Below are 21104 nucleotides of genomic sequence, written 5' to 3'. Positions count from 1 at the left end.
CTGCGGCCGAGCCCGCGCGATCCGAAGGGCGTCAGGCGTTTAGAACTTGGGCGGGCTGCTCCGAGCCTGGTCGGCCAGCCTCTTAGCGCTTGCCGAACATCTGGCCGAGAATGCTTTCGAAGTCCGAGCGCGCGCCGGGGTTTTCGCCGCCGCCGCCGCCGCGACCGATCTGCAGCGTCTTCTTGATCTCTTCAATCGCCTGCTGAACGGACGCCTGATCCATGTCCTCGGGCAGGCCTTGAGAGCGCCCAGCGCCACGGTCGAGGTCAAGCGGGCCGCCGCGGCCCAGGCCGCCGGCGTCATTTGTGGGTCCGCCATAAGCATCCGGCGTGGTGCGGCGGCCGCCGCCGAGCAGGGAGCCCAGGATTGTTCCCAAGAGGCCGCCAAGCAGGCCGCCGCCGCCTGTTGCGCCGCCTCGAGGCGTCGGCATCGGCGCGGGTTCGGGCTGCGGCGTGCGCGCGCCGCCGAGCATCTGCTCCAAAATGGAGCCGAGCGCGCCTGAGCTGACGAGCTGGCCGAGCACGCCGCCGAGGCCCCGGTTGCTGACATTTTTGAATAGTCCGCCGATGAGCACCGAGACGAGCACCGGCAGCAGTTGCGAAAGAATGTCCGGACGCAGCCCCGACTCGCGAGAGGCGACCTGAACGACGCGCCCGGCGGCCGCCGGAGAGCCGAAGAGATCGGCGAGCAGCTGCCGCGACTGGGCCAGAGAGTCCACGTCCTGCGCGGCGCTGGGGTCTTCGAAGGCGGCCGCGCGCAGCGGTGACGCGATATCGCCCAAGACCTTTTCGAAGAGCGCCGGCTGTTCGGCGGCGTTGCTCAGGCCCACTTCCAGCGCGGGAGCGAGGGCTTTGATGGCGCGGTCCATCTGTTCGTCGGAGAGGCCGAAGCGCTGAGCCAGATTGGAGACCAACTGGCCGCCTTGCGCGGACTGCAAAATCTCGTCGAGATAGGACATGCGCGCAGCTCCGTTCACGCGAGCCCGGACGCCGAGCCCGCCGTCATGGTGTCACAGTCCGGCGGTCGCGCCAATCGACTGCGGCGCAGGAAACTTGTTGCGGCGCACCGCCGTTAGCAACGCATTGTCCGCGCTCGCCGATGGGTCTCCCGCAGCGGATTCGCGCTGCGCCGGCGGCTTGACACCGTCGCGCATGCGCGACATTGCTTGCCGGCATTCAGCCGGGTGATCCGGATGGCCGCGTTTGGCGCTTGAGCGGCTCGCCGCCTCGCGCCGCCTCTGCCAAAAGGCGCGAAGATGAACGTTCACCCCCGGCCGACCAAGCCGCCGCTTAAGATACTGCTTTGCTCGCCGCGCGGCTTTTGCGCCGGCGTCGTGCGCGCAATCGACGCCGTCGAGCGGGCGCTGGCCAAGTTTGGGCCGCCCGTTTATGTGCGCCATGAGATCGTTCACAATCGCTACGTCGTCGAATCGCTTAAGGCGAAGGGCGCGGTTTTCGTCGAGGAGCTCGACGAAATTCCGAACACGAACGCGCCGGTGATCTTCTCGGCGCATGGGGTCGCCAAAGCGGTTTCGGCCGCGGCGGCGGGGCGCGGACTCCTCGCCATCGACGCGACCTGCCCGCTCGTCACCAAAGTGCATCGAGAGGCGGAAATTCACTGGCGGCGCGGCCGCCGGGTGTTGCTCGTCGGACATTCCGGCCATCCCGAGGTCGTGGGCACCATGGGACAGCTGCCGGAAGGGGCGGTGGTGCTGGTCGAATCCGTGGAGGACATTGGGCGGCTCAAAATCGATGACGAAACGAATCTGGCTTATGTGACGCAAACGACGCTCTCGCTCGACGACTCGCAGGAGATCGTCAGCGCGCTGATGCGGCGCTTTCCAAAAATCATTGGCCCGCACAAGGAAGACATCTGCTATGCGACGACGAACCGCCAGGCTGCGGTGAAGGAGGTCGCCCCCCATGTCCAGGCCGTGATCGTGGTTGGCTCGCCCAACTCGTCGAATTCGCAGCGGCTGCGCGAGGTGGCCGAGCGCGCCGGCGCGCCGGCGCAGCTTGTGCAGGGCCGGGGCGAGATCGACTGGGAGATTTTTGGCAGCATATCGTCCCTTGGCATCACGGCCGGCGCGTCCGCGCCCGAAGTTCTGGTCGAGGAGATCATGGACGCCTTCGCCGAACGCTACGACATTGTCGTCGAAACCATCTCCAGCGCCGACGAGAACGTGTCCTTCCCTCTGCCCAAGGAGCTGCGGGCGATCGCCTGAGGGCGGCCCGCAGTGAACGGTCGGCGCCCATGGCCGTCTACACGCAGGTTGACGACGAGGAGCTGATCGCTTTTCTCGCGACATATGATCTCGGGCCGCTGCTCTCCTGCAAAGGCATCGCCGAGGGGGTCGAAAACTCCAACTATTATCTCCACACCGGCGCCGGCAGCTTCATCCTCACGCTTTACGAAAAGCGCGTCGCTGAAGCCGATTTGCCATTCTTCCTGAACCTCATGGAACATCTCGCGGCGCGCGGCGTGACCTGCCCGCTGCCGGTAAAGAACCGCGCCGGGCTTGCGCTGGGGCGCCTCGCCGGCCGACCTGCGGTCATCGTCACTTTTCTGGACGGCTATTCGATCCACCATCCGGAAACCGCGCATTGCGCCGCGCTCGGCGCGACTCTCGCGCAACTGCACCTCGCCGGCGCCGATTTCGCGCAGCGGCGCCGCAACGCGCTTTCTGTCGAGGGATGGCGGCCGCTATTTTCGACGAGCGCATCGCGTGCGGAAGAGGTCGCGACCGGATTGCGCGCGCTCGTCGATGCGGAACTCGATCATCTGGAGCGCAACTGGCCGCGGGATTTGCCGAGCGGCGTCATTCACGCCGATCTCTTCCCCGACAATGTTTTCTTTCTCGGCGAGCGCATCTCGGGGCTGATCGACTTCTATTTCGCCTGCACCGACGCCTACGCATATGACGTGGCGATTTGCCTGAACGCCTGGTGCTTTGACGCCGAGCTTCGCTATCAACCGGACAAGGGCGCCGCGCTGCTCGACGCCTACCGGCGGCTCCGGCCCCTTTCAGCCGCCGAGATCGCGGCCTTTCCCACGCTCGCGCGCGGCGCGGCGCTGCGTTTTCTGCTCACCCGCTACGTCGACTGGCTCAATGTGCCGGCAGGCGCGCTGGTGCGTCCCAAGGATCCGCGCGAATATCTCGCCAAGCTTCGATTTCACCAATCCGCCCCTGACGCGCGCGTCTATGGCCTTGGCTCATGACGCGCGGCGTCGAGATCTGGACGGATGGCGCCTGCTCGGGAAATCCGGGGCCGGGCGGCTGGGGCGCGATTCTCCGCTTTGGCGATCGCGAAAAAGAGATCAACGGCGGCGAGCCGCTCACCACCAATAATCGCATGGAGCTGATGGCGGCGATCATGGCGCTCGAGACTCTGACTCGTGCTTGCGCGGTGGATCTCCATACCGATTCGCAATATTTGCGCAGCGGAGTCACCTCATGGATCGCCGGCTGGAAAGCGCGCGGCTGGCGCACCGCCGACCGAAAGCCGGTCAAGAACGTCGATCTGTGGCAAAGACTGGAAGCGGCGGCGGAGCGGCACGACGTCGACTGGCATTGGGTCAAAGGCCATTCGGGCCATGACATGAACGAGCGCGCCGACGAACTGGCGCGCGCCGGCATGGCGCCTTTTCTCCCGGGCAGGCCGCCTGCAAGCGCACGCTTTTCATCAAAGTAGCCTTGTCGAAGAGCGGGCGAATCCTATTTCAGAGTCGACCAGGACTCTTCTTCGCCTTTGGGGAGCGCGGCGTGGCCGCGTTCCCCATTTTTGTTTGCCATCATATTGACACGTCGCCGCGCAAAAGGACCATGTGCGGTTGAGTTAAGCGCGTCTTTGCTGATTCTCTCTTCGATGGGGGGCAAGACGTCGATGCACCTTCCCAAAAAATGGTGGATTGGACTGCCGGTCCTTTTTGGACTGGCCTATTTCGCGCAGGGCGCGGTGGCGCCTCGTCTAGAGGACGATCTGCGCGCTGCGATCTTGTTGCGAGTCGCACAGTCGCCTGACGCGATCGACAGGCCGGAGGTCCGCGTCGCGGGCCGCGACGTCGTCCTTGCCGGCATTTCGCTGTCGCCCGACGTGAAAGCTCAGCTTTTGACGGCGCTGGGCGTTGAAACGCCGGCGCGGCGCATCATCGATGCGACGCAGCCTCTCTCGCGCGCGACGCCCTTCGTGCTGAGACTCGAACGCCGCGGCGGCAAGGCCATAATCTCGGGCAACGTCCCGCCGACGGGCGCGCGCGAAAGGTTGCGCGCCGAGATCGCCGCCTTAGGCCTGGAAGTGTCGGACTCCGCCGCCTACGCCGACGGCGCGCCGCAATCCTTCCCCGATCTCGCGTCCTTCGCCGTGCGCCGCCTTGCCGAACTCGATCCCGCATCGGCGATGATGACCGACGCGACTCTGTCTGTTTCCGGCGAAGCGCGCAGCGCGCCCGATTACGACAAGGCGCTCGCCGCGCTCAAGGCGTCGCCGTTCGGCGCGAGCGCGGTAAAGGTCGACGTGTCGCCGCCGCGTGTTTCTCCCTACGTGTTTTCAGCGGCGGCGCGTGATGGCGTCATCAGTCTCTCCGGCCATTTGCCGAACGACGATCTGCGCAAACAGGTCGTCGCCATGGCGGCCGTTGCCGGCGCCGGCGCTGCGGTCAGCGATACGATTCAGCTTGGCGCCGGCGCGCCGGCTGGAGACTTCGCCGGCGCGCTTGCATTCGCGGTCGGCGAGCTCGGCAAGTTGTCGCAAGGCAAAGTCGCGGTATCCGACGGCAAGATCATCATCGAAGGGCAGGGGCGCCAGAACATATTGGGCGAGACGATCCGGGCCGACGCGAAAGCGCGATTGCCTTCAGGATTTGAGATCGCGCGGCTCGACGTCATGGCGGGTCCGGTGACGCCGTATGTTTTCAGCGCCCAGCGCGCCGGCGGAGACGTCATGCTCACCGGCTATGCGCCAGATGAGGCCGTCCGTAATCGCATCGTCGAAACAGCGCGCAGGAGTTTCTTCGACGCAAAAGTCGTCGATCGGCTCATTATCGCGAAAGGCGCGCCGCAGAACTTCGCGGAAGCGACGGATCATTCGCTTGCCGCATTGGCGCGGCTCGACGAAGGCAAGCTCGCGATCAACGACTCGAATGTCTCGCTCGCGGGCGTCGCGCGTCATCAGAGCGCACGCGCTGAGATCGCGGCGAGCTTCGCCGATGCGCTGCCGCAGAGTTTCCGTGGCGAGGCGCAGCTGTCGACCCGCATCGTCGGCTCGCCGCTAGTTGCAAGCCAATGTGGCGCGGCGCTCTCCGAGCTTCTCGCCAAATCGCCAATCGTCTTTGTGTCCGACGATTCAGCGATCGCCGCTGAATCCGCGCCTCTCATCGATGCGATCGCCGCGACGGCGCTGCGCTGCCAGGGCGCTGCTCTCGAAATTGCGGCGCACACCGACAACGTCGGCATTGCAGAAGTGAATGTGGGGCGCAGCAAGCGTCGCGCGCAGGCGGTCGTCGATCGCTTGGCGAAGGCCGGACTCGATCCGTTCAGAATAAGCGCCGTCGGCTATGGCGGCGAGCGCCCAATCGCTTCCAATGACACTGACGAAAATCGTGCGCGCAATCGCCGCGTCGAAATCGTCGTCAAGTAGCGCCAGAGAAGGAGACGGCAGATGTCCTACTTGCTGACGCTTGGCTGGCCTTGGTTCGCCGCCGCCTGCGGGCTTGGCGCGCTTGCCGGCTATGTGACGACCTCGCCGGCGAAGGACGCCCCTGCGGCGCCCGGCTGGAACGTTATCGCGATCGCCGTGACGCTCGGCGCGGGCGCCGCCGCCTCCTGGCTGGGGCTCCTCGACGGGCGCGCGGCGCTGACGATGGACGTGTTGCTGATCGCGGCGCTCGCTTATCTCATCGGTCTGCCGGTTGGCGGCGCGCTCAAGACGACACAGGCCGCGCCCGCTTACGCTGCCAAGCGGCCGATCGTTGTATTGCGGGGCGCGACGCGCGGCGACTACGAATCGACCGTCGCGCCGTCGCCCGAACCGCAAGATGAGCAACATGAGATCGTTGCGCCTGCGCAGCCAGAGATGGCGACGAGCGTTGAGCCGGCGCTAGAGGCGGCGGCTTCTGCCGCCAAGGCGCTGAATGAAAAAGCCGCGCAGATGCGCGCGCCGAGCGCCAAGATGGCGCCGGGCGTTCCGCCTGCCGCGCTTCCCGCGCCACGCGACGGCGCGGCCGACGATCTTGCAAAAATCAAGGGCGTCGGACCAAAGAGCGTCGAGAAGCTGCACGCGCTCGGCGTTTTCCATTATGATCAGATCGCTGGCTGGAGCGACGACAACGTCAAATGGATTGAGGCGTCGATCGGCGCGGCGGGGCGGGTGAAGCGCAATGGGTGGATCGAGCAGGCGCAAGCGCTGAGCGGTGGAGCCCGCGCCGACCGCAACGCCGACGCGGCATAAATCGGCGGCAGAGAAAGAGTTCGTGCGTATGCGTATGGGTCTGAGCTTCGTCCTTATCTGCGTCGCGTCATTGTCCACTCAAGACCTCCGCGCGCAAGACATGCTGCAAGGCGTCGATCTTGCGCAGCCGGCTTATTCCAAATCCGAATTGACGCGCGCCGATGTCGAAGCGGCGCTGCAACACCGCAAGAGCGGACATAAGATCGATCTTTCGGAAAAAAGCCTCAACGGGCTCGATCTTTCCGGACTCGATTTGCAAGGCGTCGATTTTCACGCGGCCCGCATGAACAAGACCTCGCTCGCCGGCGCGCGGCTCGACGACGCGATCCTCGATCAGGCCTGGCTGATCGAAGCCGACCTCACCGGCGCATCGCTGAAGGGGGCGCACGCCTTCGCTTCGCAAATGCAGCGTATAAGGGCCGACGGCGCAGACTTCGCGCATGCGCGTCTCGCGGGCGATCTGACCGGCGCATCGGCGCGCGGTGCCAATTTCAGCGAGGCGGATCTCTCCGCCGACATGAAGAACCAGTCGATGGGATTGATGCGCGCAGTGCTGCGCTCGGCCGTGCTCGAAGGCGCGCGTTTTCACAAGGCCAATCTCGCGAGCGCCGATCTGCGCTTCGCGCGCGCCGCGGGCGCAGATTTTTCCGAGGCGAATCTGAAGGGCGCCGACGCCGCCGGCGCGGATCTGACCGGCGCAAACTGGGCTGGCGCCAAAACCGATGGTCTTGATCTCGATTCCGCGCAGATCGACCTCGCTGCGAGCGCCGCGCTCGCAGGCGCGCAGAACCTCGATCGCGCCCGCGTGAAATGACGCGCGACGCGATCCGCATCGGCGTCGATCTCGGCGGCACCAAGATCGAGGCGATCGCGCTCGACGCCGCCGGCGAGACGCTGGCGCGTCGCCGCATCGCGACGCCCGCCGATGATTATGCGGCGATCATCGACGCCGTCGCGACTCTCGTGCGCGATATCGAATCGAATATCGGGCGGCGCGGGGTCGTGGGCGTCGGCGCGCCTGGCGCGATCTCGACGCATACCGGGCTCGTGAAAAACTCCAACACGGCCGTCGTCAACGGCAAGCCGCTCGACGTAGATCTCGCACAGGCGCTCGGACGTCCCGTGCGGGTCGCCAATGACGCCAACTGTTTCGCGCTGTCGGAGGCGATCGACGGCGCCGGCCGCGGCGCCGGCGTAGTGTTCGGCGTCATTCTCGGCACCGGCGTCGGCGGCGGCGTCATCGTCAATGGAAAGATCCTCGAGGGGCGCAACCGTGTCGCCGGCGAATGGGGTCATACGCCGCTGCCGTGGATGACGCCGCAGGAATATCCGGGCGAACCATGCTTTTGCGGGCACAGCGGCTGCGTCGAGACGTTTCTTTGCGGCGCCGGCCTTTCGCGCGACTATGAGAAGCGCGCCGGCGCGCGTCGCCTTGCAAGCGATATCGCCGCGCTGGCGGACGGTGGGGAGGCTGTCGCGCGCGCAAGCCTCGATTGCTATCAGGACCGTCTGTCGCGGGCGCTGGCGGTGGTCGTCGATCTCATCGATCCTGACGTCATCGTGCTCGGCGGCGGACTGTCCAACATCTCGCGGATCTATGACGGCCTCGCGGCGCGCGTGGGGGAGAACGCCGTCACCGACGCCTTTGATACGAAAATTCTGCCGAATGCGCATGGCGACTCGGGCGGCGTGCGCGGCGCCGCATGGCTATGGGGCGCCGGCGAGGCCGAATGAGCTGGACATATTGAGGCCGCCGGAGCGGGGCTCGCGCGGAGCTTGCGCCGGCGCCGTTCCCTCCGGCCTCGCGCCGGTGTATGCGGAAGGCATCGCGGCGGCTGCGGCGAGCGTGAGAGGGAGTTTACGATGGGCGCCGCCGGAGATCAGCAGACTCACGCAAAGAAGCCTTGCGCTCATCTGGCTTTTCTCGCCTCGGGCGCGCCGGAGGCGGAGGAATCGCGCCAGCGCCTGATTGAAAAATACGGCGACTGCCCGCCTGAGGAGGCCGATTGCATCGTCGCGCTCGGAGGCGACGGCCTCATGCTTCGCACGCTGCATCGGTTCATGGACGCCGGCAAGCCGATCTACGGCATGAATCGCGGCTCCGTCGGCTTTCTGATGAACCAGTATCGCGAGACGGGGCTGCGCAAGCGGATCTCCGAGTCCAAGCCTTCGATCATTCACCCTTTGCTGATGCATGCCGTCAATGTGCGGGGCGACGAGTTTTCTGCGCACGCCATCAATGAGGTGTCGCTGTTGCGCCAGACCTCGCAGATCGCCAAGCTGCGCATTCTGGTCAATGGCCAGGAGCGTTTGCCGGAGCTCGTCACCGACGGCGTGCTGGTGTCGACGCCCGCCGGCTCAACCGCCTATAATCTTTCCGCCAATGGCCCGATCCTGCCGCTCGATGCGCCGCTGATGGCCTTGACGCCGATCTCCGCCTTCCGCCCGCGCCGCTGGCATGGCGCTTTGCTGCCCGATCTCGCAAAGGTGCGGATCGAGGTTCTTGAAGCGGCGAAGCGGCCCGTCTCCGTCGTCGCCGATCATGACGAATTCCGCGACCTTGCTTATGTGGACGTTGTGATGGACCACGCCACCAGTCTGGTCCTGCTCCACGACGCCGGCCATTCGCTGGAAGAGCGAATTTTGCGCGAGCAGTTCGGATACTAAACCCAATGACTGAATCAGCGATCAAGCCCTTCCGCCGTCATGTCTTCGTCTGCGTCAACACGCGCGACGGCCGATCCGCCTGCGAGGACCACGGCGCCAAGGAGGCGCTGGCGAAGGTGAAGGAAGCGCTCAAGGCGCTGCCCTTCGCCAAACGCGACGGCGTGCGCCTGTCGCAGTCGGGCTGCCTCGGCCAGTGCGAGCACGGCCCCGTCGCAGTCGTCTATCCTGGTGGGAAATGGATCAGCTATTCGTCGGCAGACGAGCTGATCCGCTTCGTGCTGGAGGCGATCGAGGCCCCGGACTGATCAGCGGCGGCCCTGCTGAGCGTGCTAAAAGGGGTCGGAGGTCTCCCGAAAAAAGCACTCAGCTCGCATGCGCTCTTGTTTGATCCTTGAGTCCGACGCCAGCGATGAAGATGTCGCGGCGGCGCTCTTTTGCGGCGCTGACGCGATTTTGTTTCGGCTTGGCCCCTGCGCGGAGGACGAGGCGCGACGCAGCGCCCGCGCGCGCGCCTGCACGCTGATCAGTGAGGCGCGATGCAAGAGCGCGGCGCCGAAGCTCTTCGTGGAAGTCGCCCCTCTCGAGAACGAACTCATCGAAGCCGACCTCGACGCGCTGTTCGGCCCGGGACCGGAGGGCGTCTTTCTGCCATCCTGCGACGGCGCCGCGAGCCTGCAGCGCATGTCGGTGAAGCTCGCCGTGCGCGAGGCGCAAGCCGGCCTCGCCGACGGCGCGACCAGGATCGGCGCTTTCGCCGGGGGCGATCCCGGGGCGGCGTTGGCGTTGCGTTCCCTCGCCGGCGCGTCGCCGCGTCTTGGGGCGCTGGCCTTCGACGAAGCCGGGCTGCGCGCGGCGCTGGGGCTTGCCGAGGGTGACGGCGCCGCCGTCCAAATGGCGCGCGGGGCTGTGGTGCTGGCGTCGGCTTCGGCCGGCGTTCCGGCGCTCGCTGCGCCCATCCCAGCGGGGGAAAATGAGGCATATGCGGCGGCGCGCCGCGACGGTTTCCGGGGGGCGATGGCGCTTTTTCCCGGCGAGATCGCGGCCATCCACGAGGTCTTCCCGACGGGCGAGAATCGACAAAGACCGCAATCCTCGGCATAGACAGGTCGATGAAAAAAGTCCGATTGGACGCGCTTGGCCGGGCCGCCGCGGCGGCGCTCGCCGGCGCAGCGCTTCTCCCCGAACCGGCGCAAGCGCAGCAACAGCCCCCGCGCCGTCCCCATCCGCCGCATAGCGCCGGCGAAGCGGCCGGACCTACCGCGCCGCTGACCGAAAGACGAGCAGCGCTGCGGCTGAGCGCGACGCTTGCAGCCAATGACCAGCAGCCGGTCCACTCGGGCCTCGTCTGGCGTGTCTTTGAGGAGAGCGCCCAGCCGGACGGATCGCACAAGCTCATTGCGCAGTCGGCAGAGGCGACCCCGACGCTGCCGCTGCCGGACGGCTCCTATATCGTCCACGCCGCCTATGGGCTTGCCGGCGTCACGCGCCGCGTCGCCATAGAGGGCGGCAATGTTTCCGAGCGGATCGTTCTGAACGCCGGCGGGCTCAAGCTCATCGATAAGCTGGGCGACGCGCAAATTCCCGCGCAGCGGCTTTCAATTTCAATTTATGTGCCGGAACGCGGCAATTCCGAAGCGAAGCTCATTCTCGCCAACGCCAACTCCGATGACGTGATCTGCCTGCCCGAGGGCGCCTATCACGTCGTGTCCACTTTGCTCGACGCGGGGCAGGGTGCCCAGGGCGGGACGAACCTGACCAACTCCGTGGTCACGGCGGATTTGAAAATCCCCGCCGGAAAGCTGATCGAAGCGACCCTGCGCCATCGTGCGGCGACCATGACCTTGAAGCTCGTCAAGCAGCCGGGTGGCGAGGCGCTCGCCAATACGAGCTTTTCGGTGCTCACGCCGGGCGGCGACGTCATCCGCGAGATGATCGGCGCTTTCCCTTCGCTCGTTTTGGCCGAAGGCGAATATGTCGCCATCGCGCGCCACGAGGGCAAAACCTATCAGGGAACTTTCCGCGTGCAGTCGACTAAAGACTCGGACGTCGAAATTCTCATGCGCGATCAGCCGCGCAATCACGCGAACGACGAACCTCCGCAATAAAAAACCGCCCGGCGGACCGGGCGGCTTGTTTCGGATGCTCTTGAAAGCTGCGTCTAAAGGAGCGTGAAGGGAACGATCACGTCCATATTGAACATGCCCTGGTTCGAGCTCAGGCCGCTGCGGCTGAAGAACGGCGTGGTGCCATTGACCGTCGTGTCCCAACGCAGCTCCGGGCGAATGATCAGGCCGGTGATGTAGGGCATCTTTGGCAGCTCCGGGGTGATCGTCATACCGAGCGTGAAGGCGAGATAGCTCGTGCCGGAATAGACCGGCCTGTTCGCATAAAGACCCGTTCCGAGGTTCTGGCTGATGCAGGACGGACACCAGAAGCCGTGCGCCAGATTGACCGCGTCGAAATAGCCCGGATAGGCGCTGACGAAGAAGTTGTTGTTGTCGCGATAGAATTCGGCGCGCCCGTTGAGCTTGAAGATATCGTTGATCTTATAGGAGAAATATTGCGCGATGCCGAAGGCGCGCGCGCCCATAGGATAGGCCGGCGCCGTGCCCCAGAAGGCGCCATTGCCGCCCAAGCCGCCGACGATGGCGTTGGCCGCGCCCCAAGCCTTTTGCGGCAGGCCGAACGAGCTATTGTTCCAGCCGCTTTCCAGCATGAAGCTGATGTCGGTGATGAACGTCAGATTCTCGGTCGCCTTCCAGGTCGTCGTGAGGTTGTTGAACGAACGGATCGCCGTGTTGACGTCGCAGGCGCAGAGGCCAGGGGCGCCGAAACCGCCCTGATTGACCGGCCAGCCCGCCGTCAGGACGTTTGGCCAACCAGTCGCTGTGAAGGGGAAGCCGTTGGCGAAACCGACGGGCCAGCCCACGCCGAGCGGATCGGTCTGCCTCTGGTTCTCGGGACCGGTATGGGTGATCGCCATAATGGTCAGATTGCCGTCGAGCAGGTTGAAGCCGAAACCGCCGTGGAAGGACGCAGCGGCGTTGTTGTCCCCAGGCCACCCGATGCTCGTGTTCACGCCGCTGGTCACGCCCGTGTAGACGTCGAGCCAGGGCTTGACGTGGGTGGTGACCATCGCGCCGGTGTGAATAAACGGACCGAAGTTGAAGATGTAGGAGTGGCTGTAGAACAGATTGTCTTTCGCCGGGATCACTTCCGCGCCATTGTAGGTGGTGAACATGCCCACCTTGAGGTCGACGCCGCCTTCGCTGATCGGGCTAATCCACGGAAAATGCGCCTGGACATTGGCCTCGATCGGTCCGATCTGCGTGCGCGAGGCGATCGCATAATCGAGAATGCCGAGGTAGTGGTTGTAGCGCATATCCTCGCCGATCTGGCCCTGGAACTTGAAGCCGAAGTCATAGCCTTCGGCCTTCGGATCGAGCGGACGCTGCACGGTCAGGAGGGCGCCGTTGAACGTCGGCCAGTTGGCGCGGTCCGTATAGAGGTGGCCCCAGTTCAGCTTGTTGAACGGCTGATTGAAGTTCACAGCGACGCCGCCTTCGACGTAGCCGTCGATGGTCAGCGTGTCGAGCCATCCCGGCGTCGGCGCCACGGCCGGGCCCTTGACGATCCGGCCTTTTTTGACGGGCTTGGCCGCAGACGGAGGCGCGGGTTGATTCTCTTCGATGAGAGTCGGGTCGACCTCCATCAATTTCGACTGAGCATAAGCAGCGCTCGTAACGCTGGTTGCTAGCGAGAGTGCAGCGACGGTCGAAAGATAGGGCCACTTCATAGCTGGGAACTCCGTCTGGGAGGCGAGATCTGATTGATATCACTCGCGAGCGGAGTTCCGTTCAAGCCCAACGTCCGCGCACCTGCTTAATTGTTAAGCAAAAAACGCCATGACGAATAATTGTTCTAATTAGTGTGGCGGCAATGTCACAATTTTCGAGGGTTCCAAGGCGGTCGATGCCGATTTCAGAGCGCCTCTCGTCGTTAAAAAGATGACAAATGTTCGTTTCTTGACGAATCACGATTGCTTCCGTCCAGATCGAGGCTTGCCTCTCTTCAAGCGCCGCCCTCTTTAGTAAGCGTGGCAATAGGCGGGCGCGCAGGGCGCGACGGCGCTGAACAGGAGAGAGCGACATGACGGAAGAGGGGCGCAATCAACCCGAGGGCCCCGACTTCACGCAGGGAGTCGCTCCCGCCGAAATTTCCGAAGGTAGCCCGTTGCTTGGTCATGTGGCCGGCGAGGACGCCGTGATGGCGCGACAGGGGGACGAGTTCTTCGTGATCGGCGCTCATTGCACGCATTATCATGGGCCCTTAGCCGAGGGCCTCGTGGTCGGCGGCTCGATCCGATGCCCCTGGCACCATGCCTGTTTCAGCTTGCGCAGCGGCCGCGCGTTGCGCGCGCCCGCCTTTGATCCGCTGCCCAGGTGGCGGGTCGAGCAGGCCGATGGAAAGGTGTTTGCGCGCGAAAGGCTGCCGGACCCCGCGCGCCCTGAGCGTAAGGGCGCCCCCGAGCCGCGCGGCGTCGTCATCGTCGGCGGCGGCGCCGCGGGCTTCGCCGCGGCGCAGATGCTCAGGGCGGAGGGATATGACGGCATTCTGGAGCTGATCAGCGCCGATGTGGCCGAGCCCTACGATCGGCCCAATCTCTCGAAGGACTATTTGGCCGGAACTGCGCAGGCGGACTGGCTGCCGTTGCGCGACCCAGCCTGGTATCGAGACAATGGTGTGCGGCTACGTCTCGGGCAGCGCGTCGAGTCGCTCGATCCGGCGGGCAAGCGGCTGACCCTCGCTGACGGGGCGGCGCTGTCGTACGACGCGCTGCTGCTCTCCACGGGCGCCTTTCCTGTAAAGCTGCCGACTCCGGGAGCCGAACGGAGCCACGTTCATTATCTGCGCTCGCTCGCCGACGCCGACCGCCTCATCGCGGCCTGCGCCGGGGTCCGCCGCGTGGCCGTGATCGGCGCGAGCTTCATCGGCCTTGAGGTGGCGGCGTCGCTGCGCGCCCGCGGTCTCGACGTGCGCGTCATTGCGCCCGAGGAGATACCGATGGCGCGAATTCTCGGCCCCGAAATCGGCGCGTATGTGAGAAAGCTCCACGAGAGCCACGGCGTCATCTTCCATCTCGGGGACACAGCGACGGAAATCGGTGAACGCACGCTCACTTTGAAGAGCGGCGCAACCTTGGACGCCGATCTCGTGGTCATCGGCGTCGGCGTGAAGCCGGATCTCTCGCTCGCCCAATCCGCCGGGCTCGCGGTGGACCGCGGCGTGCTCGTCGACGAATATCTGCAAACAAGCGCGCCCGATATTTACGCCGCCGGCGACATCGCCAGCTGGCCCGACAAGATCACGGGCGATCGGATACGCGTCGAACATTGGGTGGTCGCCGAACGTCAGGGCCAAACAGCCGCGCGCAACATTCTTGGCCGCAAGGAAAAGTTCGACGCCGCGCCCTTCTTCTGGAGCCAGCATTACGACGAGGCGATTTCCTATATCGGAAACGCCGCGTCGTGGGACCGGCTGGAGATGTCAGGCGATCCGGCCGCCGCCGACTGCGCCGTTTCCTACTTCAAGGGCGACAGGCTGCTGGCCGTCGCGACGATCGGTCGCGACCTCGACAATCTGCGCGCCGAAGTCGCTTTTGAAGCGCGTATCGGCGCCGAGCCGCCGGAATCGATCGAATAGGACCAGGCTATTCGAAGCGTCCGGAGGCGTGGCTGAGCATGGTGTAGACCTTGCCGGCGTCGCCCGTCAGCAGGTCGAGCGCTTTCGAGCCGTCGTGGTCGCCGCGGCTTGTCTCGATGAGCAGATCCTCGAAATGCTGGACGTAGCGATCGGCGGTCGCGCGAAACGCCTGATCGACGCGATAGCGGCGACGAATTTCCTCGAAGGTCTGATGGCCTTGCGCGGTGTAGAGACGGCGACCGAAAAGTCCGCCCTTTTCGCCGCGCTGATAGCGGCGCCATAGCTCCGCCACGGCGGCGTTGTCGACCATGCGCGCAATGTCGAGCGTCAGGCTGTCGAGGGCGCCCGCCGTCGCCAAGGACCGCGCCTGGCGCGGCGGTTGCGGCGCGGCGTCGTCGAAGGAGGCGCGCGCAAGCAGGCTGCTCAGCCATCCGCCTTGCGGCTCGCGTGTCGGCTCCGCCGAGCGATTCTGCGTGACGCGTGGCGCTGCGTGCTCGGCGCGCGTCGCTTGATCCAGGGCCGGCTGACGGAGCGGAGGCGCGCTTTGTTCGGCGATGTCATAGACGCGGCCCGAACGCGCCACGATGTCGGTGAGTTCGTTCAGCGCCTTCACCTGATCGCCGACGACCCGCCGCAGCGCCGCCGCCTGCTCGGCGGTTTCGCGCGGAATTTCGGTCGCGCCGCGGCGCACCTCCTCGCGGGTCTCCTCGATCTCGCGGTGAATGTTGCGCGCGAGGCCGCGAATCTCGTCTGTCGCGGCGTCGAATTTCGAGCGCGCGTCGCCGAAGAGACGGGTGATCTCTTCATTGGTTTCCGAGAAGGCGGCGCGCAGCGCCTCCGACGTCTGCTCGCGTTCGCCTTCCGCAGCGGCGCGCACCGCCGCAAAGCGCGTCTCGATCATATCGGCGGTTTGCCGGGAGGTTTCGCTCAGCTCTCCTCCAAGGTCGCGCGACCGCGTCTCGATCGAGCGGAAGGAACGGTCCATCAATTCGCTGAACTGTGTCATGGCGCTTTCAAATTCGGCGCGCCGGCCTTCGATGAGCGTCACCAGATCTTCGAGCGAACGGCGGCGGGCGGCCATCACGGCGTCGAGCGCCTCCTGGCTTTGCGCCAGTTTTTCCGCGCTCTGCGCTAGCGTGTGTTGTCGTTCGTCGAGCGCCGCGACGATGGCGTTGGCGTCTTGCATCGTTCCGCCAGCGATTGCGCTGATATGTTCAACTTGCGTCGAAGCCTCGTTGAGCGCGCCATGGAACTCGGCGAGCCGTCTGCCGAGCTCATGTTCGAGCGTAACCAGATTCCCGCCGGTCTTATCGATGACCGCATGGAGCGAGGCATTTGTCTCGCCGAGCGTGTCGAGCAGGGTAGGCAGCTCGGCGCGAATCTTTTCGTTTGTCTCCAGCAGCGCCGCAATCGAGGTCTGCGCGCTGGTCTCCAGCGTCAGCGCCAGCGCCTCGCGGGAGGCGTCCAGCGCGTTCGTCAGCTCGTCGCGCTTGACGCCAAGGCGCGAGACAAGGGCGGCGCTGCTATTTTCAACGGCGGTCGCCACGAGATCGCCGATCGTCGTCAATTCCTGGGCGACGGCTCCGCCGCGCGCGTCGAGCACGGTCTGCATTTGCGTGAGGCGCTCATCCAGCGCGCCGCTGATCTCCGCGACGCGTTCGGCGAGCGACTGGCCGAGATCGCCGGTGCGCGCATGAAGCGTCGTATCGAATTCGCGCCGCGCGACGGCGAGAACGTCTTTGATGTCCTGCAGACGGGCGCCGATCGTGTCCACGACCAGTCGGCCTCCCTCGTCGATCTCCGAAGAAACGGCGCCGAGCCGGCTGATCACATTGTTCTCGAGCAGTGCGATGCGCCCGTCGAGGGTCGTTTCCAACTCCTTCGCGTGTCCGCCCAGCGCTTCGTTGATTTCCTCTGTTCTGGAGGCGATCGTATGGGCAAGTTCGCTCGAGCGCGAGAGCAGCACCCAGTCGACGTCTTTGATCTTTGCGTCGAGCGTTTGCATGACTTGGCGCCCGCCGTCCTCCATCACCCGCGCGACGTCAGCCGCGTGTTTGGAGAGCGCCTCCTGCAGCATCTGGCCGCCGACGCCCAGGCCCGCGTCAACGCGGCCGACCAGTTCGTCAATGCGGTCCGCCGCCTCCATTGTTCTGGCGTTGGCGACGTTCTCGAAGGCTTCGATCTTGTTCGACATCGTCGACGCGATGTCGATCGCGCGGGCGCCGAGCTTTTCGACCAGATGGCCGCCTTTGCTCTCGATCGCGCCGTCGATTTCGGCCAGCCTCGCATCGATCTCATCAGCGAAATGGCGAGAATTGTCGCCGATCCGGGCGTTGTAATGCTCGACTTGCGCCGAGAGCCTTTCGACAAGCGCGCCGCCCTGCATACGGATGGTCTCGTCGAGCGACTGCAGCTGGTCGTCGATCCGATGCGTAATCTCTTGCGCCTGCACGTCGAGTCGGGCGGCCGCGTCCATCGTCCGCGTCGTCAGATTGTCGACGAGCTGCGTTCCCTTGCCGCCGATCACGTCCTCGACGACAGCGAAGCGCTGAGTGAGTTCGGCGCTGAGGCGTTCGGCCTGCGCGCCGACCCGGTCGGCGAGTTCGCCGCCGTCGCGAAGCAGCGCATTCTCGAATTGGGTGAGCTGTTCGCCGAGCGTGACCGCGATGCGCTCGCCATGGTCGGCCAGCGAGGCCACGACGTCTTTGCTTTCTGACAGGACGGCGTTCTCGAAGGCGCCGAATCGATCGTTCACCAATTCATGCAGCCGCTCGCCTTGCGTGGCGATCGCCAGAACGGCGTCGCTCGCCGTATTGGCGAAACGCTCATGCATCGTGGCGGCGTTTTCGGCGAGAGCCGAGGAGGCGTCGGCGACGCTTTGGCGAAGCTTGTCGCGCAACGCCGCGCCGTGCGTCTCGAATTCCTGCAGCGCCAGTTCGCGCGTCGTCTCCATGGTTTTGGCGACGAGCATTCCCGCCGTCTCGAGCGCGTTGAGCCGCTCGTCGAGCAATTGGTCGACGCGCGTCGCATGTTCGCCGACGACGGACGCCACGCTTTCACTGTGACGCTTAACGGCGTCTTCGAAGGAGCCGAGCTTATCGGCGAGGTCGACTTCGGCGCTACCGGCGTGCTCCGCCAGGCGCTGCGCGATCTCGCCGCCCTGGCGCACAAGCACGTTTTCGATCGCTTCAAGACTCTGCGCGACCGCGTCGCTGACCTGTCCGCTGTTGCGGGCGAGGCTGTCTTCGAAGGCGGCGAGTTTGTCGCCAAGTTCTGCGGCGGCGCGCTCGGTGCGGGCCGCGACCCGTGCCGCCAAATCTTCGCCCTGGCGCGCGACGACGTCTTCGAACGTCGACAGGCCTTCCGAAAAGGCCACCGTGGCGCGTTCGCCGTGCTCGCTGACGCGCCGGGTGATTTCTTCGCTGTGACGCTCGACGGCTTCTCCGAAAGCGGCGAGCTGCGCGGAGAGGGTCGATGCGGCGCGTTCTCCACGCTCGCCGACGCGCTCGGCAATCTCATCGCCGTGGCGGCTGATGGAATCCTCAAAGGCGGTGAGTTGCGCCGAGAGCGTCGATGTTGCGCGTTCGCCTTGCTCGCCCACACGCTGCGCGATCTGTTCTCCGTGGCGCGTGACGGCGTCTTCAAACGAGGCCAGTTCAGCCGTGAGCGTCGACGTCGCCCGTTCGCTCTGTTCGCTGACGCGAAGGGCGATGTCGTCGCTGTGGCGCACGACTGTCTCTTCGAAAGCAGCGAGCTGCGACGTCAGCGTCGACGTCGCCCTTTCGCCATGTTCGCTGACGCGCTGCGCGATTTCGTCGCTGTGGCGGGCGACCGTGTCCTCAAAGGCGGCGAGCTGTGTCGCAATGGTGGACGTCGCGCGTCCGCCATGTTCGGTTACGCGCGTCGCGACGTCGTCGCTGTGCTGCGTGACCGCTTCCTCGAATGCGGCGAGCTGAGCCGACAATGTCGCCGTCGCGCGCTCGCTCTGTTCGCTGACCCTTTCGGCGATTTCGCCGCTGCGGCTGTTGACCGACTCCTCGAATGCGGCGAGCTGCGTGGAGAGCGCCGACGTTGCGCGCTCGCTGTGTTCGCCGACGCTTTGCGCAAGTTCCTCGCTGCGCAGCGCGACCACCGTTTCGAAGGCGGCGAGCTGCGTCGCGACGGTCGTCGCGGCCCGCTCGCTGTGTTCGGCGACGCGCGAGACGACGTCCCCGCCGTGGCGCGCGAAAGTGTCCTCGAAGGCGGCGAGACCGTCCGAAATGACGGAGCTGACACGATCGCCATGTTCAGCGACGCGCATGGCCGCTTCCGCGCTGTTGCGCACCACGGCGTCTTCGAAGGCGGCAAGCCGCTCGGCGAGAGTGGTCTCGATCTGCAGCCCGCGTTCGGCGATCCGTTCCGCCACTTCGCCGCCGCGGCCGAGCACGGTCTGTTCGAAGGCCTGGAAGTTGTCGGCGAGCGTTTCATTGACTCGGTCGCCATGCGCCCCGATCGCCGACACCGCATCGCTGGCGGCGGCGACAAAACGCGCCTGCACGGCGTCGACCTGTTCGACAAGCGCCGTTGAACTCTGGTTCAGGCTGCGCGAGATTGACTCATGAAGCGCTTGTCCGCGCAGCTCGAATTCATTCTGCGCCTTCTGATGCGTGTCTTCGAGCAGGCCGACGATTCGGGTTTCCGCCGTTTCGAGTGTCGCTCTGGCGTTTTCGACATGTTCGGCGACGCGCGTCGTGAGCCGTTCCTGGGTCTCGGCGAGCGAGCGCTCAAAGGCTCCGCCCTGCCTCTCGATTGTTTCGCGAAGCGCCCCGCCGGTCTCCGTGAGCTGCGCGACGATCCGCTCCCCCTGGCCGCCGATCGCTTCGGAAAAACTCGCGCCGAGCTCTTCGAATCGTTCGAGCACATCTTGGCCGCGCGCGCCAAAATCGCCGGCGATCGCTTCGCTCGCGGCTTCCAGCTTGCGGCCAACTTCCTCGACTCCGTCGGCGAAACGGCGGCTGACGTCCTCGCTCGCGCCGGTCACTTTCTGCGCGACTTCGTCGCCGGTCTGGGTGAGGGCGATCAGCACTCTTTCGCCGTGACTGGCCAAGGTCGATTCAAATGCGTCGCCCGCTTCGTCCAGCGCGAGCCGGATCTCCTCGCCCTTGGAGCCGAGCGAGGAGGTGACGCGCGCTCCGGCCTGGCTCACCGCTTCGGCGAGATGGACCGAGGTCGTGGCGAGTTCCTGAGACAGCGTCTCGCGCGCGCCAAAGAGCGCCGTACGGGCGTTGTCGGCGTTGACGACAATCGCTTCGCGTTCGCGCGTCAGCTCGTCGATGAGAAGCCGAATGCGCCGTTCATTCTCCGTGTAGGAGCGTTCGAGGTTGGTCACCTCGGTGCGCACGATCACTTCCAATTCGCCGGCCCTTGCCAGCGCGCGTTCGATGCCGTCTCCCATGGAGGCGGCTTCGCGCCGGATCGCCTGAGAGAGCGAGACGACTTGCTCGGTGGCGACCGTTTCCGGCTCGATCAGCCGAATGGCAACTTCCGTCATGGAGTTGGCGATGAGCCGCATCTCATGCGCGCGGCGCGCCATCAATCCCGTGAGGAACAGAAAAACGAGAGGCGCGATCAGCGCTGCGAGCGTCAACACCGGCTTCGGCGCGAGCGTCAATACGTCGGAGTCGAGGATTTCGCCTTGATGGAAATAAACATACAGGGCCCAGCAGGCCGCCCACAGCCCCATGGAGGCGAAGGTGAGCACCATGATCGAGCGGTTGGGCTTGATCTGCAGCGCCTGCCGCAACTCGCCGACCGTGCGGCGGTCGTCGTTCGCGGGCGCAAGGGCGGGCGCCATCGCTCCGGGCTGCGGTTGGACGCGGCTCTGCTGCTCGCCGTAAGCCGAGGCCGGCTTTCGCTGGTCCCCGGCGTGCGCTTCCGCTCTTGGACTCTGGGCCGGGCCGGGCCGGTTGTTCGCCTCATCCGCAGCGCCTGCGGCGTTCGGCGGCGCGCCGATATCCAGCGCCTCCTCGATCGCCGTCAGAGCGGCGGACGCCGCGTCCTGGATCTTTCCCGATGTCGCCATTCGCCCTCTCCAGCGGCGCAGACGCGTGTCGCCCGGCCGATTTCACGGCCCACCGCTCAGCGACCGCCATTGAATAAAGATTAACCAAACTTTACAGCCCAATCCGGGCAATTGAAACATGCGCGCGGGCCGTATCGGGAAACTTCGTTAACGCGCCCTTCAGGATCGACGCGGCAGTCTCGACGCTGGGCGAGGTTTTAACAGTCCTTTCTCGACGGACTGCAAAA

16 protein-coding genes are annotated in these 21104 nt (G+C 65.4%); 12 read left to right on the top strand and 4 right to left on the bottom strand.

From position 1 onward, the window contains the following. Positions 1–82: 82 nt before the first annotated feature. Together ACPS74_RS04470 and ACPS74_RS04465 are read right to left on the bottom strand one after the other, a co-directional pair. On the bottom strand, positions 83–958 hold the full coding sequence (locus ACPS74_RS04470; protein ID WP_029650218.1) for a DUF937 domain-containing protein: 876 nt from the start codon (positions 956–958) through the stop codon (positions 83–85). 51 nt (positions 959–1009) lie between these two features. Continuing rightward, entirely contained in the window at positions 1010–1153 is a 144-nt protein-coding gene (locus ACPS74_RS04465) for a hypothetical protein (protein ID WP_157055242.1), read from the bottom strand. A gap of 102 nt (positions 1154–1255) precedes the next feature. Between ACPS74_RS04465 and ispH the strand changes: the two genes are divergently transcribed. The 11 genes from ispH (at position 1256) to ACPS74_RS04410 (ending at position 11218) form a co-directional block, all read left to right on the top strand. Beyond that, on the top strand, positions 1256–2224 hold the full coding sequence (ispH, locus tag ACPS74_RS04460) for a 4-hydroxy-3-methylbut-2-enyl diphosphate reductase (RefSeq protein ID WP_029650214.1): 969 nt from the start codon (positions 1256–1258) through the stop codon (positions 2222–2224). 29 nt (positions 2225–2253) lie between these two features. Beyond that, a complete protein-coding gene (gene thrB / locus ACPS74_RS04455) occupies positions 2254–3219 on the top strand; it encodes a homoserine kinase (protein WP_029650212.1) in 966 nt (321 codons plus the stop codon). After that, complete coding sequence (gene rnhA, locus ACPS74_RS04450) at positions 3216–3692, top strand: ribonuclease HI (RefSeq protein WP_029650210.1); 477 nt, start codon at positions 3216–3218, stop codon at positions 3690–3692. Before thrB ends, rnhA begins: the two co-directional genes overlap by 4 nt. Before the next feature lie 192 nt (positions 3693–3884). Next, on the top strand, positions 3885–5636 hold the full coding sequence (locus tag ACPS74_RS04445) for an OmpA family protein (protein WP_244471423.1): 1752 nt from the start codon (positions 3885–3887) through the stop codon (positions 5634–5636). A gap of 21 nt (positions 5637–5657) precedes the next feature. Then, a complete protein-coding gene (locus ACPS74_RS04440; protein WP_029650206.1) occupies positions 5658–6446 on the top strand; it encodes a hypothetical protein in 789 nt (262 codons plus the stop codon). A gap of 34 nt (positions 6447–6480) precedes the next feature. Further along, entirely contained in the window at positions 6481–7260 is a 780-nt protein-coding gene (locus ACPS74_RS04435; RefSeq protein ID WP_029650203.1) for a pentapeptide repeat-containing protein, read from the top strand. Continuing rightward, on the top strand, positions 7257–8180 hold the full coding sequence (locus tag ACPS74_RS04430; RefSeq protein ID WP_029650201.1) for an ROK family protein: 924 nt from the start codon (positions 7257–7259) through the stop codon (positions 8178–8180). The genes ACPS74_RS04435 and ACPS74_RS04430 overlap by 4 nt, the downstream gene beginning before the upstream one ends. A gap of 129 nt (positions 8181–8309) precedes the next feature. Further along, entirely contained in the window at positions 8310–9113 is an 804-nt protein-coding gene (locus tag ACPS74_RS04425; protein WP_029650196.1) for an NAD kinase, read from the top strand. Between the two features lie 5 nt (positions 9114–9118). Then, positions 9119–9418 (top strand): (2Fe-2S) ferredoxin domain-containing protein, encoded by a 300-nt coding sequence (locus tag ACPS74_RS04420; protein ID WP_029650194.1) that lies wholly within the window; start codon positions 9119–9121, stop codon positions 9416–9418. A gap of 79 nt (positions 9419–9497) precedes the next feature. Next, entirely contained in the window at positions 9498–10214 is a 717-nt protein-coding gene (locus ACPS74_RS04415; RefSeq protein WP_239754261.1) for an aldolase/citrate lyase family protein, read from the top strand. Between the two features lie 8 nt (positions 10215–10222). Beyond that, positions 10223–11218, top strand: a complete 996-nt coding sequence (locus ACPS74_RS04410; RefSeq protein WP_029650189.1) for a hypothetical protein — start codon at positions 10223–10225, stop codon at positions 11216–11218. A 53-nt stretch (positions 11219–11271) separates the two neighbouring features. Here the strand turns inward: ACPS74_RS04410 and ACPS74_RS04405 are convergent, their stop codons facing one another. After that, complete coding sequence (locus ACPS74_RS04405; protein WP_029650186.1) at positions 11272–12909, bottom strand: outer membrane beta-barrel protein; 1638 nt, start codon at positions 12907–12909, stop codon at positions 11272–11274. A gap of 353 nt (positions 12910–13262) precedes the next feature. On the opposite strand from ACPS74_RS04405, the gene ACPS74_RS04400 reads away from it, so the two are divergent. Then, positions 13263–14816: an FAD-dependent oxidoreductase gene (locus ACPS74_RS04400; RefSeq protein WP_029650183.1), complete on the top strand. Its 1554-nt coding sequence runs from the start codon at positions 13263–13265 to the stop codon at positions 14814–14816. 7 nt (positions 14817–14823) lie between these two features. Here ACPS74_RS04400 and ACPS74_RS04395 read toward each other — a convergent pair whose 3' ends face one another. Next, positions 14824–20877 carry an Apolipoprotein A1/A4/E family protein gene (locus ACPS74_RS04395; protein WP_029650182.1) on the bottom strand — a complete coding sequence of 2018 codons (6054 nt, stop codon included), beginning with the start codon at positions 20875–20877 and terminating at the stop codon, positions 14824–14826. Positions 20878–21104 lie beyond the last annotated feature (227 nt).

Origin of the sequence: Methylocystis sp. SB2, assembly GCF_049817085.1 — a bacterium.
Taxonomy (GTDB): domain Bacteria; phylum Pseudomonadota; class Alphaproteobacteria; order Rhizobiales; family Beijerinckiaceae; genus Methylocystis; species Methylocystis rosea.
Note: the sequence above shows the minus strand (reverse complement) of the source record. Positions and strands in the feature narration are given on the sequence as shown.

Coding starts and splice junctions, on each gene's coding strand:
- ACPS74_RS04470 (WP_029650218.1), bottom strand. CDS start 958: ATGTCCTATCTCGACGAGATTTTGCAGTCCGCGCAAGGCGGCCAGTTG.
- ACPS74_RS04465 (WP_157055242.1), bottom strand. CDS start 1,153: ATGCGCGACGGTGTCAAGCCGCCGGCGCAGCGCGAATCCGCTGCGGGA.
- ispH (WP_029650214.1), top strand. CDS start 1,256: ATGAACGTTCACCCCCGGCCGACCAAGCCGCCGCTTAAGATACTGCTT.
- thrB (WP_029650212.1), top strand. CDS start 2,254: ATGGCCGTCTACACGCAGGTTGACGACGAGGAGCTGATCGCTTTTCTC.
- rnhA (WP_029650210.1), top strand. CDS start 3,216: ATGACGCGCGGCGTCGAGATCTGGACGGATGGCGCCTGCTCGGGAAAT.
- ACPS74_RS04445 (WP_244471423.1), top strand. CDS start 3,885: ATGCACCTTCCCAAAAAATGGTGGATTGGACTGCCGGTCCTTTTTGGA.
- ACPS74_RS04440 (WP_029650206.1), top strand. CDS start 5,658: ATGTCCTACTTGCTGACGCTTGGCTGGCCTTGGTTCGCCGCCGCCTGC.
- ACPS74_RS04435 (WP_029650203.1), top strand. CDS start 6,481: ATGGGTCTGAGCTTCGTCCTTATCTGCGTCGCGTCATTGTCCACTCAA.
- ACPS74_RS04430 (WP_029650201.1), top strand. CDS start 7,257: ATGACGCGCGACGCGATCCGCATCGGCGTCGATCTCGGCGGCACCAAG.
- ACPS74_RS04425 (WP_029650196.1), top strand. CDS start 8,310: ATGGGCGCCGCCGGAGATCAGCAGACTCACGCAAAGAAGCCTTGCGCT.
- ACPS74_RS04420 (WP_029650194.1), top strand. CDS start 9,119: ATGACTGAATCAGCGATCAAGCCCTTCCGCCGTCATGTCTTCGTCTGC.
- ACPS74_RS04410 (WP_029650189.1), top strand. CDS start 10,223: ATGAAAAAAGTCCGATTGGACGCGCTTGGCCGGGCCGCCGCGGCGGCG.
- ACPS74_RS04405 (WP_029650186.1), bottom strand. CDS start 12,909: ATGAAGTGGCCCTATCTTTCGACCGTCGCTGCACTCTCGCTAGCAACC.
- ACPS74_RS04400 (WP_029650183.1), top strand. CDS start 13,263: ATGACGGAAGAGGGGCGCAATCAACCCGAGGGCCCCGACTTCACGCAG.
- ACPS74_RS04395 (WP_029650182.1), bottom strand. CDS start 20,877: ATGGCGACATCGGGAAAGATCCAGGACGCGGCGTCCGCCGCTCTGACG.